Origin of the sequence: Acaryochloris marina MBIC11017 (assembly GCF_000018105.1) — a bacterium.
Lineage (GTDB): Bacteria > Cyanobacteriota > Cyanobacteriia > Thermosynechococcales > Thermosynechococcaceae > Acaryochloris > Acaryochloris marina.
The window spans coordinates 299,823-315,390 of sequence record NC_009927.1 but is presented as its reverse complement, the minus strand read 5'-3'; the positions used below and the strand labels follow the sequence as shown (position 1 = coordinate 315,390).

Here is a 15,568-nt window from a genome sequence, read left to right as displayed (position 1 = left end):
CTGAGACAACTTGCATGTCACTCTTGAGACGATACGATTGAGCAAAATGTATCGGAAACTCGGATAGTCGGTTAAGTCCTTATCCTATACATAAAGAAGAAAAGAGTTAACAAGAAAGGAGCCAATATAGATACTTACCTAGCCAATAAAATGGCTGGCATTTATTAGGCTGCTAAAAAGTCAAAACAATACCTGTTGACACTCCTACGGCTTCATAGTCGAGATATGGAAGGGACCAAAGCCTTCTTTGCTCAAGCGATTGAGCTGCATGATGATCCACCTAAAAAAGTGGCGACTGATGGCTTGGCATCATACCCTCGTGCGATCTCAGAAGAGTTGGGTGAGGATGTAGAGCATGAGGTATTAGACGACAATCGAGCTGACGGATTAATGACGATGTCACGTCGGCTATAGCTATGAAGAAACCAGGCATCCCCTGAGAAGGATAAAACTAGATCTCAATTCCCTAGAAATGATGTGTGAGATCGCGTTTCTAGAATTCAATCTCAAGAAAAAAGACACTTTTTACATCCCTAATCAATAGAGGGCTGTACAAGTGCCTAACAAAAGAATTGATTCCTATCATACTCGTGTTTATATGAACGGAAGAGACCTCGGCTTAAAACAAGCTGATGCAGCTTACATTGCCGAAATATCTACAAGAACCGGACAACGAATTGAGGCCGGCACCCATCAACCTAATCGCGGCCGCCTTCAGGACCAACGCACCGTTCCCGACCCCTTAGCTGATGTGTGGGAAGACGAGCTAGAACCAATGCTGCGTCGAGACCCACGCCTCAAACCCATGACCCTGTATGAGTACCTGCAGGATAAGTATCCAGGCCAGTATCCCCAAGTCCTGCGGACCCTACAACGTCGGGTGAGAACGTGGAAAGCCTTACATGGACCAAGCCCTGAAGTGATGTTTGAATTGCGTCATGAACCAGGGGTACAAGGGTTCTCCGATTTTACAGAACTCAAAGGCATCACGATTACCATTGCCGGCAAACCCTTTGAGCACCTGATTTACCATTACCGTCTGGGATACAGCGGCTGGCGATATGCCCAGATCATCGAAGGAGGCGAAAGCTTTGTCGCCCTCTCAGAAGGATTGCAAAATGCCTTTGCAGCCTGTGGAGGTGTTCCTACACAGCATCGTACTGATAGTTTGAGTGCAGCCTATCGCAACATGGGCGGCCGCCGGTCCAAAAACCTCACTCGTCTGTACGACGAACTGTGTGACCACTATCGGCTAGAACCCACTCGTAACAACAAAGGTGTAGCCCATGAGAATGGCTCCATTGAATCTCCCCATGGTCATCTGAAGAACCGAATTAAGCAGGCGATCTATCTGCGCGGCAGTGCAGATTTTACGAGCGTTGCTGAGTATCAAGCCTTAATTGATGCACAGGTTGCCAAGTTGAATCAGCAGTGCCAAACCAAGTATGAGCAAGAGAAAGACCATCTACAACCACTGCCCAAATATCGAACCCCTGACTATGAAGTGCTCACGGCTAAAGTCAGCAAACGCAGCACCATCGATGTTCGCTGCATTCTATACACCGTCCCTTCTCGACTGATTGGTCGTCAATTGGAACTGCATCTATACCATGACCGGATTGTCGGCTATCTGGAGCGACACCCGGTGGTGGAATTGCCGAGGAAGCGCGTCAGTGGCAAAGGCAAACGTCGCGACCGTTGCATCAACTATCGCCATGTTATTGGTTCAATGCGATTGAAGCCTCGTGCTTTTATCTATTGCACCTGGCAATCAGACCTACTTCCCAATCCTGAATACCGCCAAATCTGGGAACAGCTCAAAGCCCAATTTGACCTGGAGCAGGCTGCCAAGATCATCGTGGAAGCCCTGTATATTGCTGCGGTTCAAGATAAAGAACAGGCCGTAGCAGTGTACTTACAGCAGCAGCTTCGCTCATCCAGCCTTACCCTCAATCGCCTGAAAAAACAGTTTGAGCCGCCTCAGATGAAGCAGGTTCCTGAACTCAGCATTGAACAACATTCACTTGAACTTTATGACAAACTCCTCCCCTCCTGCTCAGTCCCCGCTGAGCCCCTACCAGCACCTGAGCCTCTATTTAAAAAAGCTCAGGCTCTCCCACATGTTGACCCATTGGGAATCTATCGAATCCCAAGCCATGCAGGAAAACTGGTCTTATGCGGAATTCTTACTAGCCTTGTGCGAAACGGAGGCCCAACGAAGAGAACAAGCTCGTCTAAAACGTGCCCTCACCGAAGCCAGGCTCCCAAACGCAAAAAGTTTTACCAACTTTGACTTTAGCCATTGTCCCCAGCTCAATCCAGCTCCCTTGATGCAATTAGCCGCAGATCCGGGTTGGTTGGAGCGCGCCGAGAATTGCCTTATTCTGGGGCCCTCGGGTGTTGGAAAAACACATCTGGCCACTGGGGTGTCCAAAAAGATGCTGGAATTCGGTAAGCGGGTGAAGTTCTTTGCAGCCAACGCATTGGTCCAGCAACTGCAACAGGCGAAGCTCCAACTGCAGCTGCATCCAATGCTCAAAAAACTGGACCGCTATGATCTGTTGATCTTGGATGACTTGGGCTATTGCAAAAAGTCGGAAGCGGAAACGTCCGTTCTGTTTGAATTAATTGCGCATCGCTATGAACGAAAAAGTTTGTTGATTACAGCGAATCAACCCTTCAGCCAATGGGATGACATTTTCACTGATTCGATGATGGCGGTGGCTGCCATTGATCGCTTAATTCATCATGGCTTGATTATCGAAATTCAAGCCGATAGTTATCGGCGCAAATCAGCGACTCAGAGAACGGCTCAAACTCAGTCTCAACCTCAAAAATCCCAGTCCAAATAATCGAGCGATCACTGGTTGTCATTTCGATCACGGGTTGTCGTTTTGTTCTGAAGGTATCGTATGAGGTCTGAAAAAGAGCTAACGCAAAGGGAGTGTACGCCAAATAATACGGTTCAAATTTGGGGGTTGATCCGCCTTGTGGTTGTCGCGACATCGCCTATGGGGTTGACATCCAATAATGAGGTTCGTCCCTGCACTGAGAACCCAGTTGAACAGAGTCACAGACCCGTCAAACACAGGTATCACCCAACCCTAGGATTTGGTGAGTTTAATGCTGCTCATCGATTCTGTAAAGCGGTGGACGAAGTGAGTAACTTTTTGAGACCTCGCAGTCGAATGGCAGAATTCGTGTCACTATCTGATCGAAGAAAGAAGTTCATGAAAGGTGTGAGTGAACTCCAGGAATTATTCCAGGCTGCTTAACAACAAAGACGAAGAAAATTGGGGGTACTAATCGCTGTTTTCAAGGATTTGGCTAACCACTTCTGACGGATTCGCTGTGGCAGCCAAGCTTGGAGTTAAAACTCAGACAATATACAACTGGGAAAGTAATACAACCAAGCCAAAACTTGACCCGTGGCAAACGTGGATTTTGTGTGAAACTCTTGGAGTGACGCTAAAGCAATTGGCGGAAGCATTCAAAGGAGAGGGAGGAGACGATTGATTCTGATACCGTCCCAAACTTTACTCAAGAATTGAACAACCGCTTGGCTTTCGAGCAGATTATCATCTACTATTTTTGTCGCCTGTAGCGCACCACGTTACAATTTGAGTATGATCAAGTCATTCCGGCATAAAGGCTTGCAACTATTCTTTGAAACTGGAAGCACCGCAAAGATTCAGCCCAAACATGCTAAATCCTTGCGCTTCAGACTAGAGCTACTGAATCGTATCGAGGTTCTATCCACGTTGCCACCTCAGCTTAAGTTGCACCCCTTAAAAGGAGACCAAAAAGGTCGCTGGTCCATCTCTGTCAGTGGGAATTGGCGACTGACGTTTGAGTTTAGAGACGGTGACGTTCATATTCTGGACTATGAGGACTACCACTAATGCTGATGCATAATCCCCCCCACCCTGGAGAAACCCTCAAAGAGTTCTATCTAGAACCCTACGGTTTAAGCGCTCGTCAATTAGCAAAAGCACTAGGGGTATCCCATTCTGCAATTTCCCGATTGGTATCGGGACAAGCTGCCGTTACACCTGACATGGCGATTCGCCTTGAGAAGGGCGTGGGACTAACAGCAGGTACTTGGCTAGGAATGCAGCAGGATCGAGATCTATGGGAAGCACTACAACAGGATCGGCATGAGGACATCCAGCCAATCGATTTTGAGCAGCTTGCAGCCTCGGCCTCTGGGTCTTAAATCACATGGGAATAGATAAATTCACAAAAGGGTTCTGGGTTTGTCAACTAAAAAAATTAATTCCCCTCTTACTGCTCACTCGCCACCACCAGACACGCTGACAGCGCAGTCAGCATCCAACGCCCTCATATGAAGAGCCATAGCATAACCCCATTCCTGAATGTCATCTAAGCAGATTAAAACTGTCATAGGTTTTTGGCAACTTAAAATAAAAATCGATTCGCATGACTATTCACAAAAAAATATTCATATCAGATTGGGAAAAAATTCTAGAAAATAATATCCCTATCTATAACTTTCTTCCATCTTCATTACAATCCAAACTAAAAGATTTGATTCTAATATTTCTAGATGATAAGAGGTTCTTTGGCTGCGATGGATTAGAAATAACAGATGAAATTAGAATAACGATATCAGCACAGGCGTGCCTTTTAATTATTAATCGAAAAGGAAAAACATATCCATTACTCTCATCAATTTTAATTTATCCTGATTCAATAAACAAAAAAGTTGAACGTATTGAAAATCAATTCGTAGTAACAGATATGCGTCGAAGCTGGTTAGGTGACTCTAATGCTCGTAAGGGCCAGATAAGAATTTCATGGAAACATGCACAGCTTGGAGCATTAAACTGGAAAGATGGACAAAATTTAGTTCTTCATGAGTTTGCACATCAGCTTGATCAAGAAGATAGTTGTGCAGATGGTGTACCCATTCTCAACTGTCTCAATCCTCAACATGCATATATGACATGGAATAAAATTATTACGGATGAGTATAAAAGACTCCAAAGTGCTGTTGAAAACAATATGGTAACAGTCATCGATGAATATGGAGCTACTGACCTTGCCGAGTTTTTTGCTGTTGCAACTGAAGTATTTTTTGAAAAGCCGATACCAATGAAACTCAATCATTCTAAACTTTACAAAATACTTTCAGATTTTTATGGTTTGGATCCTGCTGAATGGAGTTATTTTTCCCAGTGAGTAGAGAACAATCTAATTAGAAAGGAAAATTCCAAGCATCAATCTCTTCGAATCGTCCGAAGTATTAGCCCTCAAGGAATCCGTTCGCCACACCGTTGTTCAGGCTTACAAACTCGCTTGAACGTCGGTGTGACCGTTATTGTGATTGCCAATGTGGTTATCAATTATTTACCGTGACTGCATACCTACCGCAGTAATCACTGTGGAGTACTCCTTAGCTGGATAGTGCGATCGCAAATTCCGATACCACCTCCGATTTGCACCTAAAATTAGCCAACTGAGACCCAACTATAATCTTTCAAATTCCCTAATGGAATCTGATGAAATCATCATCCGTTGCTACTGCCCGCCAAAACCTGTCATGGTTGATCCTGGGAGGAGCCACCCCTGTTATGAGCCTGATTTATTGCTCGGATGGATTTGCCAGGGTGAGTCCAAAAAACCTGTTCTCAAGAAATTCCCTGATGTTGAGATAGTGGCTAAGGTTAAACCCGATACTAAGTCCCAAGCTCGGACCAAGCTTAGAAGAATCTAATAATGCAGCATCCCCAAGTAAAGGCAGGGTTCAGAGCAGAAGAATTTGATTATGGTCGGTGGGTTTGGGATCGCATCCATTTATGTTTTGAATTGCTCTAGGGCCTGCTCACTTTTCCGATGCCAACTTGTGATGTGGGCAAAAGGACCGTTTCTGAGTCAATTTAACTTAGTCGGGGACGTAATCAAATAGCCATTTGAACTAGTAGTCATAAAGCTCAGTGGGAGTGAGTGTGTACAAGACGATTGCGAAGAAAACAAGTGATTTGCCTTCTGCCTGATCTAGCTAAACGACCTGGCGAGAGGTGGTATGTACTCGTGCAACACTCTGACTTTGACTCAGTTCAAATTGACGCAGAAGCGATGGAAGTCGATAAGCCTTAAGAATTATTTCAATCAAACTAACAATAATTAAAACAAATATTTAAACATATTCAGATATGTTTTTGACAAGGCTTTTTCAGGATGTAAGATTATATTTTTTTAGACTTGGTAAACCATATTCCCTTAAGTAGCAAGATTATGAAAATTGCTAGAGACTTGAATTGATCTATGATTGCCTCACTTCGAATTCCTAAATATGGACTTTTATGTCATTTCGCATAAAACTTTAGAGAAGGAATGATGAGTAAATATAGTTCTATAGAAAAGTTTTATTGTTAAAACTTGAACTGAATTTTTTGCAAAATGACAGTAATTATTGAGGTGTTTTTTATTTTTTTATAGATTTTATCTGAGTATATTAACACCCAAAACTACCTGCCATTGGACACAAACAGTACTATGCATCATGCATGAATTAAAGAGCAGTAATCATGGCTAATTATAATTTCAATACACAACCAAATCCACAAGGCGGTTGCATCGCAAAGATGATGTGATAGGACAGATCTCTTTTATCAATCAAATCTTCAGATTGGCTGCATAGTCTTGGATAAAACTCAGAGGAATTTTTTGTAACTGAGATCATTATTTTCGACACAACTAAAAGAGGACAGAATTTAAAATTCCTCATTGCCATATTAGTGAATTTGGCTACTTACATCTATGAGTTAACTACCTAGCCCAGTTTAGGATAATTTCCCGCACCGACAATCTTTTTCCAAGCAATACAGTAGTGCAATCTACAGGAGTGTAGTATGAATGATCCGAATTCCGCAGGTAGCAAGTGCCCCTTCGGTTTTGGCAAGAATGTACAGTTGAACACCCAGTCGCCTGGCCTCGAGACAGGTGATCCGCTCGAGGCAATGAACGCGGGGAACCATGCCCAGGCCATCACGCTTCTGAATATCAAGGTAGCGGATGGCTCAGCCTCGCAAACCGACATCGAACGCCTCGCCCTTGCTAAATTTGAAAGCGGTGACCCGAAGGGCGCAGCCAAAATCTTCCGTGAATTAGGGGAAAGATTCCCAGAGTCCAACCATGCAAGCTGGTGGCAAGATCGCGCTCGGGTTACAGGGCAGGCGGCTATGAATGGTGAATCGGTCGAACGTAAGAGCCCTATCACCGATACCTACCGCTCCGGCGACGCAAATAGAGTGCTCCGCGAATTCTGGGAAGGCCCAAACAAGGACATCATGGACTTTAATGAGGAGCCGCTGAAGGTCTATGTTCCGAAGCCCTCATTGTGGCGGAAAGGCATCAATCTGCTCTTGGGTGGTGCCTTCGATCTCGTCCAGGGGTTAACGAGCTGTATCTTCAAGGTTGTGGACACCGTATTCTCACGCTTCGGCAAATACCGCCAAGCGATGCGCCACGGAATTTGGACCTATCTCCCCTCCACCATTGGTTTGCTTCGTCTAGCGAGCGACCGAAATGAACTCCTCGCGGGTCGAAATATCCCGGAGTCGATGAAGACCCAGAGCGACTTGAGTTCGAGCTACACCGCCAAACACCCTGGCCCCGGTGGTTTTTTCACCGACCCCGATCTCCCAAGCGCAGGGGCGGTGGGGCAACCGATTCCGATCCACGGCGGGTTGGGTGATAAGCCTAACAAGTACGAACACCTGCTGCCCTCTGCGGCCGAAATTGCACAGGCCGAGCTCTATGCGACTGGTCGGCGAGAAACCGCCGACCACCTCAACGTGTTCGCAATCGACCACCTCTTCGACCTACCCCACGACGTTCTCATGCCCGCGTTCAATGAGCATAAGAAGATACCTATTCCGGTGGCGTCCGGGTCTCCGGAGGCGGAGCTCGGCATTGAGTGGGTCTGGATTCGCGCCAACGAGATAGATCCCAAAACCGGCGCGGTCTTGTCCTCCACAACGAATGCATGGGACGGAAGCCCCGACCGCGGTAGTACCCCTGAGGCGGTCAAGCGGATGCGTACCGATCCTGCCACTGGCGAAATGCTCCCTGGCGGTAAAATCTACCTCCAAGACGGTAAGTGGCTACCTAACATCGAGCACGAGAGTGGCGCTAAGACGATCCAAACTGGTATCGACCAGAATATGTCGATTGGAGTTACACTCATTCGCACGGTTTACGTGCGATTCCACAATTTGGTCTGCGACATTCTGGCTAAGCGACATCCTGAACTCACTGACAATCAGTTGTACTGGAAGGCAGCAAACATCGTCATTCAGACCCGGGCCAAGGTCCACACTGCATTTTGGACGCCAATGCTCTTTGGCCACGAGACCGCAACCCGGGCCCTGCACAGCAACCAATTTGGGCTCTTACAGGGCAGAACACCGCTTCGCCAGAAGCTTGTGCACGATCCGCTGCACAAAGGGACCCATCCGGCCCTACACGGCCTCGCCGGCAACCCGAAGATTGCGCAGATGTTCTCGGATCCGGAACTTAAAGGTCTCGACTTCTCGGAAACCTATCGTCCGGTGGGCCACGCGCTTCAGCCAGATGGGTTCGACATGGCTCTCTGCGATATTCATGAGCAAGGCAAACCGGTGGCAGGTGGAGAGTTTATTTCCCTCACTGAGACGCTCGGCTCTACTGGAAACGAACTGCTCCAGCGTGAAGGCATCGGCCGTATCGCCCACATGCTGATGAACACCTCGGTTGGGGCATTCACCCTCAACAACTACCTACCAGAGTTCGCCCACCTTGCAACCGCCGGAGGCACTACGCGCATCGGTGAAACCGATGTGCAGCGGGGCTTGGATCGTGGTACAGGCAGATATAACAGCTTTCTGGAACGTCTGAATATTCCGGGCCTCAAGAGCTACCGCGAACTTTTCAAAGAACCCGATTCTAAGAATGCGCAGGAAGTTATCCAACGATGGGAGCAGCTCTTTGGCCCCTATAACGAGGCGAGCGGTGAACTATTTCTGACCACGGGAATGGGGCAGCTCGCCGACGAGTTCCGGCCCGAAGGCTACGCGGTGCCCAATCCAACGTTTATGAACTTCGTGATGGAGGCGTCTACCCGGTTCATGCACAACGAATGGCTCACCAATTACGCAGGGCCCGAACAAGTTACTCCAACCGGTACTAACATCGTCAACGCGGTCACCTTCGAGCATCTTCTCGGCCTCTTCGGCGGCGATGAGTTCCGGGAGTATCTCGAGGGCAGAGAGCGGCCGAACGCGTTCAGCAACATGCGGACTAACATCCCGCACCCGATCGAATCACACGTCGACTACGGCGAAGAAAACCTACTCGATTTCGGAGCTGGTGCGGCTTACCTAGAGGCTCACTGGACCGGTAAAGGGCTCGAAAACTACGAGATCTATCGGGTCCATGATGGCGACAAATCCTATCTGGTCGATCTCACCGACAGACAGGTCTACATGGACCACGACAATGACGGCCGTATTCGCATGTCGGATGCAGTGTTCTTCCTACCTGAAGGTTGTCCTTCGGAGAACGAGCTCTTCGCGAAGGCTGAGGGATTTGCCCTCGACTCACAGCAGCCAGGGAAGCTTTCCACTCAGGAAATCAAGATGCTGAAGCAACACAACTACGACAAGAAAAAAGTCGGCGTAGCGGCGTAATTAAGACACGCCAAGGAAAAGGTTTTATTACAATCAATTTCTACTCTGTAGCATATTCGCCAACAGCAAATGTCGCTATTGGAAGGCCGTTTAGAGTGAATCCAATCACCAGGCCATGTACTAACACAATTTCAAGCTTACAGATACTCTCCTATCAAAGTGATAAAAGAGGGATAGAACAGCAAATTGCTCAATTGAATGAACTGAATAATTAAACACCTTCGATCTGAAGACTGTTTAACTACAGAGATCATAAAAATTTGAGCTAGTAATCACTGTTCCAGAAATTTAGGTAACCATTTCCGTCAGTTCCACTTGCATTACTGAATCCTTAAGATTTAATTCACAAGATTAAAAAATACTTTGAGATAAAACATATGGATTAAAGTTCCAAGTTACGGTATTAGAAATTTCTAAAAAAAAGGAACTCTAAATCTATGTCAAGACTTAATGATTTGAGATTTGAAAGTGAGGTTATTGATGCATCTAGTTCAAGCTTTCGTGATCAATCGAATGAAGAATGGTTTAAACTACGAATGAAAATTAAACCCGAAGCTTTAAAGGGTATTGCTGAAGGTGATTCTTGGTTTGATTATCCTCCTGCTTGGGTTAGTGATATTTCGCTAGGTGATCTTATCAACCAACTGAATATGCGAAGTAAGATAAATCTTTTACGAGTTGCTAAGGCGGGTGATACCTTAGAAAATATGACCTTTGGAACAAATCCATTAGTAAATAGCCCTCAACTTGTAAAAGCTTTAGCACTTATAGATAAATACGAACCAGACTTTTTTCTATTTTCTGGCGTAGGTAATGATGTTGCAGGACCGAATGGTTTTAAATTCGAACCGTTCTTACATCACTCTCGATCACAATTGAGTACTATTCACCTCAAAGAAGATTATCTTGACTTTATGACCAATAAAGTATTTTATGAAATGTTCGAATTTTTGATTAAAGAAGTTATATCTGCAAAGTCAGATATTAAAATATTTTTACATGGTTATGGATATCCAACACCTGACGGAAGAGCTGTCATTGAGATAGGTGATTACGAATTCATCGGACCTTGGTTTGAACCTGCACTAAGACGAAAAGGGATTTCTCAAGCAGAAGGAAAAGTGATAGCTAAAAGGCTTATTGATAGCCTCAATGAAATGCTTAAAGATTTATCTGATAAATACCCAAATAATGTCTATCACATCGACTTGCGAATAATTATTAAAGACGGAGACTGGGAAAATGAGCTACATTTATCAGCTCAAGGATTTAAGAAAGTAGCTGATGAAATGGAACGAACAATCCTTGAGGCTTTTGGAGTATAGCCAGGACAGTTTTCTAGAAGACAGCAATAGCACATCGTTAGCTAAATATTGCTAGAGGTCTATTCACCCATTCCATCCCTGATGTCAGAGCAAGACCAATACGCCCCAGCCCCATCTCGTAACACCGAGGAAATTCAGAAGGACTACAACAGCGATGCCAAGGCAATGCGGGCTAAAGCGGCTAGGGCTAGGATTGCTGCTCGACAGAAAGCGGAACGAGATGCACGGCAGAGAGCGGCGATTGAGAAGATACCGTTAGAGCATCGATATGTTCCTGATCAGGCCAGCTAGGCTCAAGACCTGACGGTCCAAAATTCCCACAGATCCGCTGTGTGTCAATCATCACCGTGATGATCACAGCCGAGATCATCTATGGCTATAAGGAAGACCTTGAGGCGAACAAACAACCCGGAAACCAATATCGAAATTGCGGTTGTCGGGATCGGTCCCTGAGCGGCATGCGGAACGACAGAACCCTGGATTTTCGCCCCAATAACCGCCACGTAGAACCTTATCAGAATCAATATCTTCCTCATCAACCCATACACTCCCATCTACTGGGGCACCATCATAATGACTATGCCAGGTGTCTTGGCACCATTCCAAAACATTGCCATGCATGTCGCTAAGGCCATACGGATGGGTGACTTGAAAGTGATCGACGGGAGTCGTTTCCCCGCGATACGTTCCTTTTGGTCCCGAACCATAGGAACCTGACGAATTGTACTTTTCCCAATCTGTTCCCCGATAATTCGCTAGGTCAGTCGTAATCGTTTCACCGAAATAAAAGGGAGTCGTGGTCCCTGCTCGGCAAGCATATTCCCATTCCGCTTCTGTGGGGAGACGATACGGTCTGCCAGTATGTTGGGTGAGGCGATCACAGAATTCGATGGCTTCAAACCAATTTATTTCTTCAACGGGTCGCTTCTCTCCCTCAAAATACGACGGATATCCCTGTAGCTCTATATTGACGAATGGCCATTGAGCAACGATTCGCCATTGAGTTTGGGTGATGGGAGTTTGGGACATGTAGAACCTTGATATTTTGACCCAATGTTGTGGCCCTTCATCGTCTTGACGATCCATCTCCCCTTCAGGAGAACCCATCATAAATTCACCTTCGGGGATCTCCATCATGCTTAGGGTTTGCCTACCCCCTAGATCTTCTGGATAAAAGGCGTTTTGGTGCTGTGCTTCTTCCATTTTGTTATGGGTCCGAACCGTTATCTAGATCTTCTAAAATCCCACGGCATCTCTGGATTGCTCTGACTCCAGAAATTCAGCTTCTGTGATCGCGCCTCTTCCTCAGCAGCAATATACTGATCCGCAGTCGCTGAACAGCCCTCAAGGTAGCGGTGGTACACAACGGCATAGCCTTCCTGGACAAGCTGAAGCCCAACCGATTTCCCCTCAGAATAGATCTCCGCAACAGTGCGGCCATATTGATCCGTGGTAATTTCCCAAAGCTCGATAGTTATTCCACTGGGTAGCAATGCTTTGAGTCTTTGGCCTGCCTCCGGTCCATACTCCTGCGAAGACTCTGGTGCGTCAATGCAGCCAATGCGAATCTTGCTCGATGTACCGTCTTTAGATCGCACCTTCAAAGTATCCCCATCACCCGTGCTGAGAACTTCGGCGGGGGTGGTGTTCGCTGGGGCAACGTCGTTGGTTATGGTGCTGGAAGGTGGGTCACACCCCAATACTGCTATGGGGAGAAGAATACAGAGTAGCTGTCTTGGGATTGTTATTGTCTTACAGACCTTGATCTCGTTCCAGGTCACGTAAGGCTTTATCCGAGCACCAGGTTCTCGATTTACTCGGATTATCCAGAAGTACGTTGACGATCAGACGCTCTGTAGCTTCACGGCCAATCCTCTGAATCAGCTTTGCTTTGCTTGAAGAGTAATTTTGCCATTGCTCCCTTCGCGCGCCCTTATTTCCTTTGCTGTAGTCAATGACCCTGCCGAGGTTACCTCGGCTTTGTCTCCATTTACTCCAGTAAACGATGAATGCAATCATGCAAATTATCAGAATGATCCAGTTCATTAGCTGCTCTTCAGAATAGGCAAAGGCAAAAGCTTGGGTTAGTTATCTGTCTCAGTTTGTCTCAGTTAATGGAATCATCCATCCAGCCACAATTGTTGCAATCGTAGTGGATGGGTCTGCTATCCCCAAAGCTTGCACAGCACTTTGAACAGACTCCCGTGAAAAAGGGGTGTGTTTCCAGAACCTCTATCCGCTCCGATGCAGCGAGATATCCCACCCAGTCCTTGATCAACTCATTATCCTTATAAAATGCCCCCACTGGTTCCCAGTCCTCGACTACTTCTGCGAAGTCAGGGCAAGGATGCTGAACTGGGCCACTGGGATGGATGGCACAGACGAGGAAGCCTTCAGTGAGGTATCCACTGAAGCGATCTCACTGGTGGCAAGCACAGATTGGAGTAATCATTGATCCCGCTCATCAACTTGCAGCTTCCACTCGTTCAAAGCAAGATTGATGATGTCGAACAGAGATGTGAATTTCAGATCTTCCTTACCCAATAATAGATGACACATTGATTCATAAGGGGTTAGGTCCATCACGGAGCTATATCGACTTTGTGACTTCCCTGTATAAAAATACAGTTTGAGTTGTGAGTTCTGATCCCACGCTTTAGTATGACTCGCTTCTACCCAGGTGAGACCCTTCACTTTCTCTCGCTTATAGGTTCTTCCACTGCCTTGCCCAGCCCATTCACGCTTTGGATAAGGGAGTAATAGCAACAGTTTTGGACGGTACACTCCTCTATGAAACGGAATGAATTTAGCACACATCAAGGTTTTATAGATCTGCTTTTCTCCTTTCCTAAGGCCATATTCTGTTGAAGTGGTTCGCCCCACTTCGATGATGTGATCATCAAATCCTAAGATCTGCTTTCGGGCTTCTAGAACATAGTTTTGCTGATCTGTAGAAATGTTACCTAGGAGTTTGCTGAGTGATTCGGGTAAAGAGTCTTGCATTGAATCAATATTTCAATTGGTATGGTAGACCATTGCAACATTGCGTTACTTCAAAATCAACCAGATCCTTATGGGATTTTCTTTAGAATGCCTTACCAACCCTAACTAAAACATCAACTTCGCAATCGCCCCCTCCACCTGCTCAGCGGTGACCTCAAGATACCCCGACAATGCGGCCAGCGTCCTGTGTCCCGATATTCGCTAGATATGTTTCGTCGGCACACCAGCGTTATGTATTATTTAATTATGCTTGAAACTATGGGTGCTGAAGCAACTCAATTCACTAAAAATTATGTGAAATTAATGCGAATGAAGCCCTCTTTTGTCAAACAAATTATTGTATTATTTATTATGAATAATTTTTGTTCAGAAGTAATGCATGCGATAAAGGCAAAATTTCATAGTTCCTAATCACTATTGAAGATGTGCATGCCAAGCGAGCATAATAATAGATTGATTAAGATAAAATTCTCTATAATCTTCATTAGTTGAATCATTTGATTGTTGTAGCTTAGAAACTAGTGATAACCTTCGATCACATATTTCTTGTTCTACTTTTTCGCAAGCCCATGGCAATAAACTGGTAGAAACAGAAGAAGCACGGTTACCATTTGGGTAATACCAAGTATCACCTATTGATTTCGCTGTTTGACCATTTGGGTAATACCAAGTACCACCTATTGATTTCGCTGTTTGACCATTTCCCCAATCAAATGATCCATTACCATCATCAAATCTACATATAAATTTTGAACGATTAACTATTTGCTTTGATAGTTCTCTGGATTGTTGATCATTGCTAACATAAGAGAAGTTACCTATAGTTGTTATCTCTGAGCAAGTCTTTTCAGTCTGTTGTTCAGGAAGAATAAATAGTTTATCCGAATGGTTAGTAGAGCAATATTTTTCTTGGAGTTTAATAAGAATTTCAGTATCAAGATTATTATCATCTGCTAATTGTAATACTGATTTTATATGGCGGCAGTTTCTACCACTAGGCTGTTGAGATTCAGAATGGACTGGAGCCTGAATAAATAGTGGTAATATACAAGCTAATGCTAGTAAATTTTTCTTGTTCATTCTTCTAACCTTAAAATGCTTTTGTATTTTAATAATGAGTAGTATCTATTTTTGTGACTTCATAACCGTGAGGTTTCAAAAAGTACTCTCCTCATCTTCTGCTTTACAAAATCGGTAAGTTGCGTCGAAATCATCAGGCCTAAGAGTAGGAAGGAGCTACTCAAAATCATATTTTCTTAACAGGTAAATCCTGAAAAATGATCTAAAAAATCTCACAGCAATAAAGTTATACAACTACATAAAATAGTTATTGAATAATTCGAATAAACATATTTAAAATCAGCACTATTGCCCAAGTATTATTATTCAATATGCTTTACTTTTAGTTCTTTAAAAAAACAGCATACAGAGATTATTTATGCACAAGAAAATATTAAGATTTTTGGTATTTGCATTTAGTCAGGGTACACTCCCCATTTCTTACAATGAAGAGAAAAGATTCCTATCCAAGCTTACAGATTGGGAGGG

The 15,568-nt window shown here is 45.0% G+C and carries 12 protein-coding genes and 3 pseudogenes; 10 read left to right on the top strand and 5 right to left on the bottom strand.

The features are described from left to right. Positions 1-192: 192 nt before the first annotated feature. From AM1_RS31940 to AM1_RS31890, 10 genes and pseudogenes are all read left to right on the top strand, one after another. Positions 193-363 (top strand): annotated as a pseudogene (locus AM1_RS31940) (DDE-type integrase/transposase/recombinase); the annotation flags it as partial. Between the two features lie 235 nt (positions 364-598). Continuing rightward, a pseudogene (istA, locus tag AM1_RS43590) lies at positions 599-1,651 on the top strand (IS21-like element ISAcma26 family transposase); the annotation flags it as partial. 382 nt (positions 1,652-2,033) lie between these two features. Further along, positions 2,034-2,852, top strand: coding sequence for an IS21-like element ISAcma26 family helper ATPase IstB (gene istB, locus AM1_RS31930; protein WP_012168214.1), 819 nt, complete (start codon positions 2,034-2,036; stop codon positions 2,850-2,852). Positions 2,853-3,029: 177 nt separating this feature from the next. Beyond that, a pseudogene (locus tag AM1_RS38000) lies at positions 3,030-3,275 on the top strand (hypothetical protein); the annotation flags it as partial. Positions 3,276-3,626: 351 nt separating this feature from the next. After that, a complete protein-coding gene (locus AM1_RS31920) occupies positions 3,627-3,902 on the top strand; it encodes a type II toxin-antitoxin system RelE/ParE family toxin (protein ID WP_012167239.1) in 276 nt (91 codons plus the stop codon). Then, complete coding sequence (locus tag AM1_RS31915; protein WP_012167238.1) at positions 3,902-4,216, top strand: HigA family addiction module antitoxin; 315 nt, start codon at positions 3,902-3,904, stop codon at positions 4,214-4,216. Before AM1_RS31920 ends, AM1_RS31915 begins: the two co-directional genes overlap by 1 nt. Before the next feature lie 224 nt (positions 4,217-4,440). Further along, the gene (locus AM1_RS31910; RefSeq protein ID WP_012167236.1) at positions 4,441-5,202 is read left to right on the top strand and encodes a M90 family metallopeptidase; all 762 of its coding nucleotides are present in this window, start codon (positions 4,441-4,443) and stop codon (positions 5,200-5,202) included. Between the two features lie 1,673 nt (positions 5,203-6,875). Next, entirely contained in the window at positions 6,876-9,692 is a 2,817-nt protein-coding gene (locus tag AM1_RS31900) for a peroxidase family protein (protein ID WP_012167232.1), read from the top strand. Between the two features lie 437 nt (positions 9,693-10,129). Further along, complete coding sequence (locus AM1_RS31895) at positions 10,130-11,017, top strand: hypothetical protein (protein WP_012167231.1); 888 nt, start codon at positions 10,130-10,132, stop codon at positions 11,015-11,017. Positions 11,018-11,098: 81 nt separating this feature from the next. After that, a complete protein-coding gene (locus AM1_RS31890; RefSeq protein WP_041661245.1) occupies positions 11,099-11,308 on the top strand; it encodes a hypothetical protein in 210 nt (69 codons plus the stop codon). Positions 11,309-11,383: 75 nt separating this feature from the next. Here AM1_RS31890 and AM1_RS31885 read toward each other — a convergent pair whose 3' ends face one another. From AM1_RS31885 to AM1_RS31860, 5 genes are all read right to left on the bottom strand, one after another. After that, positions 11,384-12,220, bottom strand: coding sequence for a formylglycine-generating enzyme family protein (locus AM1_RS31885; RefSeq protein WP_012167229.1), 837 nt, complete (start codon positions 12,218-12,220; stop codon positions 11,384-11,386). A 20-nt stretch (positions 12,221-12,240) separates the two neighbouring features. Then, the gene (locus AM1_RS31880; protein ID WP_012167228.1) at positions 12,241-12,717 is read right to left on the bottom strand and encodes a thermonuclease family protein; all 477 of its coding nucleotides are present in this window, start codon (positions 12,715-12,717) and stop codon (positions 12,241-12,243) included. Positions 12,718-12,769: 52 nt separating this feature from the next. Then, on the bottom strand, positions 12,770-13,063 hold the full coding sequence (locus tag AM1_RS31875; protein ID WP_041661244.1) for a hypothetical protein: 294 nt from the start codon (positions 13,061-13,063) through the stop codon (positions 12,770-12,772). Between the two features lie 402 nt (positions 13,064-13,465). Next, positions 13,466-14,020 carry a hypothetical protein gene (locus AM1_RS31870; protein ID WP_012167225.1) on the bottom strand — a complete coding sequence of 185 codons (555 nt, stop codon included), beginning with the start codon at positions 14,018-14,020 and terminating at the stop codon, positions 13,466-13,468. A gap of 414 nt (positions 14,021-14,434) precedes the next feature. Further along, complete coding sequence (locus tag AM1_RS31860) at positions 14,435-15,100, bottom strand: hypothetical protein (RefSeq protein ID WP_012167223.1); 666 nt, start codon at positions 15,098-15,100, stop codon at positions 14,435-14,437. Between the last annotated feature and the right edge of the window lie 468 nt (positions 15,101-15,568).

What these genes read in the sequence shown, in the direction of transcription:
- istB (WP_012168214.1), top strand. Translation starts at nt 2,034, where the DNA reads ATGACAAACTCCTCCCCTCCTGCTCAGTCCCCGCTGAGCCCCTACCAG.
- AM1_RS31920 (WP_012167239.1), top strand. Translation starts at nt 3,627, where the DNA reads ATGATCAAGTCATTCCGGCATAAAGGCTTGCAACTATTCTTTGAAACT.
- AM1_RS31915 (WP_012167238.1), top strand. Translation starts at nt 3,902, where the DNA reads ATGCTGATGCATAATCCCCCCCACCCTGGAGAAACCCTCAAAGAGTTC.
- AM1_RS31910 (WP_012167236.1), top strand. Translation starts at nt 4,441, where the DNA reads ATGACTATTCACAAAAAAATATTCATATCAGATTGGGAAAAAATTCTA.
- AM1_RS31900 (WP_012167232.1), top strand. Translation starts at nt 6,876, where the DNA reads ATGAATGATCCGAATTCCGCAGGTAGCAAGTGCCCCTTCGGTTTTGGC.
- AM1_RS31895 (WP_012167231.1), top strand. Translation starts at nt 10,130, where the DNA reads ATGTCAAGACTTAATGATTTGAGATTTGAAAGTGAGGTTATTGATGCA.
- AM1_RS31890 (WP_041661245.1), top strand. Translation starts at nt 11,099, where the DNA reads ATGTCAGAGCAAGACCAATACGCCCCAGCCCCATCTCGTAACACCGAG.
- AM1_RS31885 (WP_012167229.1), bottom strand. Translation starts at nt 12,220, where the DNA reads ATGGAAGAAGCACAGCACCAAAACGCCTTTTATCCAGAAGATCTAGGG.
- AM1_RS31875 (WP_041661244.1), bottom strand. Translation starts at nt 13,063, where the DNA reads ATGAACTGGATCATTCTGATAATTTGCATGATTGCATTCATCGTTTAC.
- AM1_RS31870 (WP_012167225.1), bottom strand. Translation starts at nt 14,020, where the DNA reads ATGCAAGACTCTTTACCCGAATCACTCAGCAAACTCCTAGGTAACATT.
- AM1_RS31860 (WP_012167223.1), bottom strand. Translation starts at nt 15,100, where the DNA reads ATGAACAAGAAAAATTTACTAGCATTAGCTTGTATATTACCACTATTT.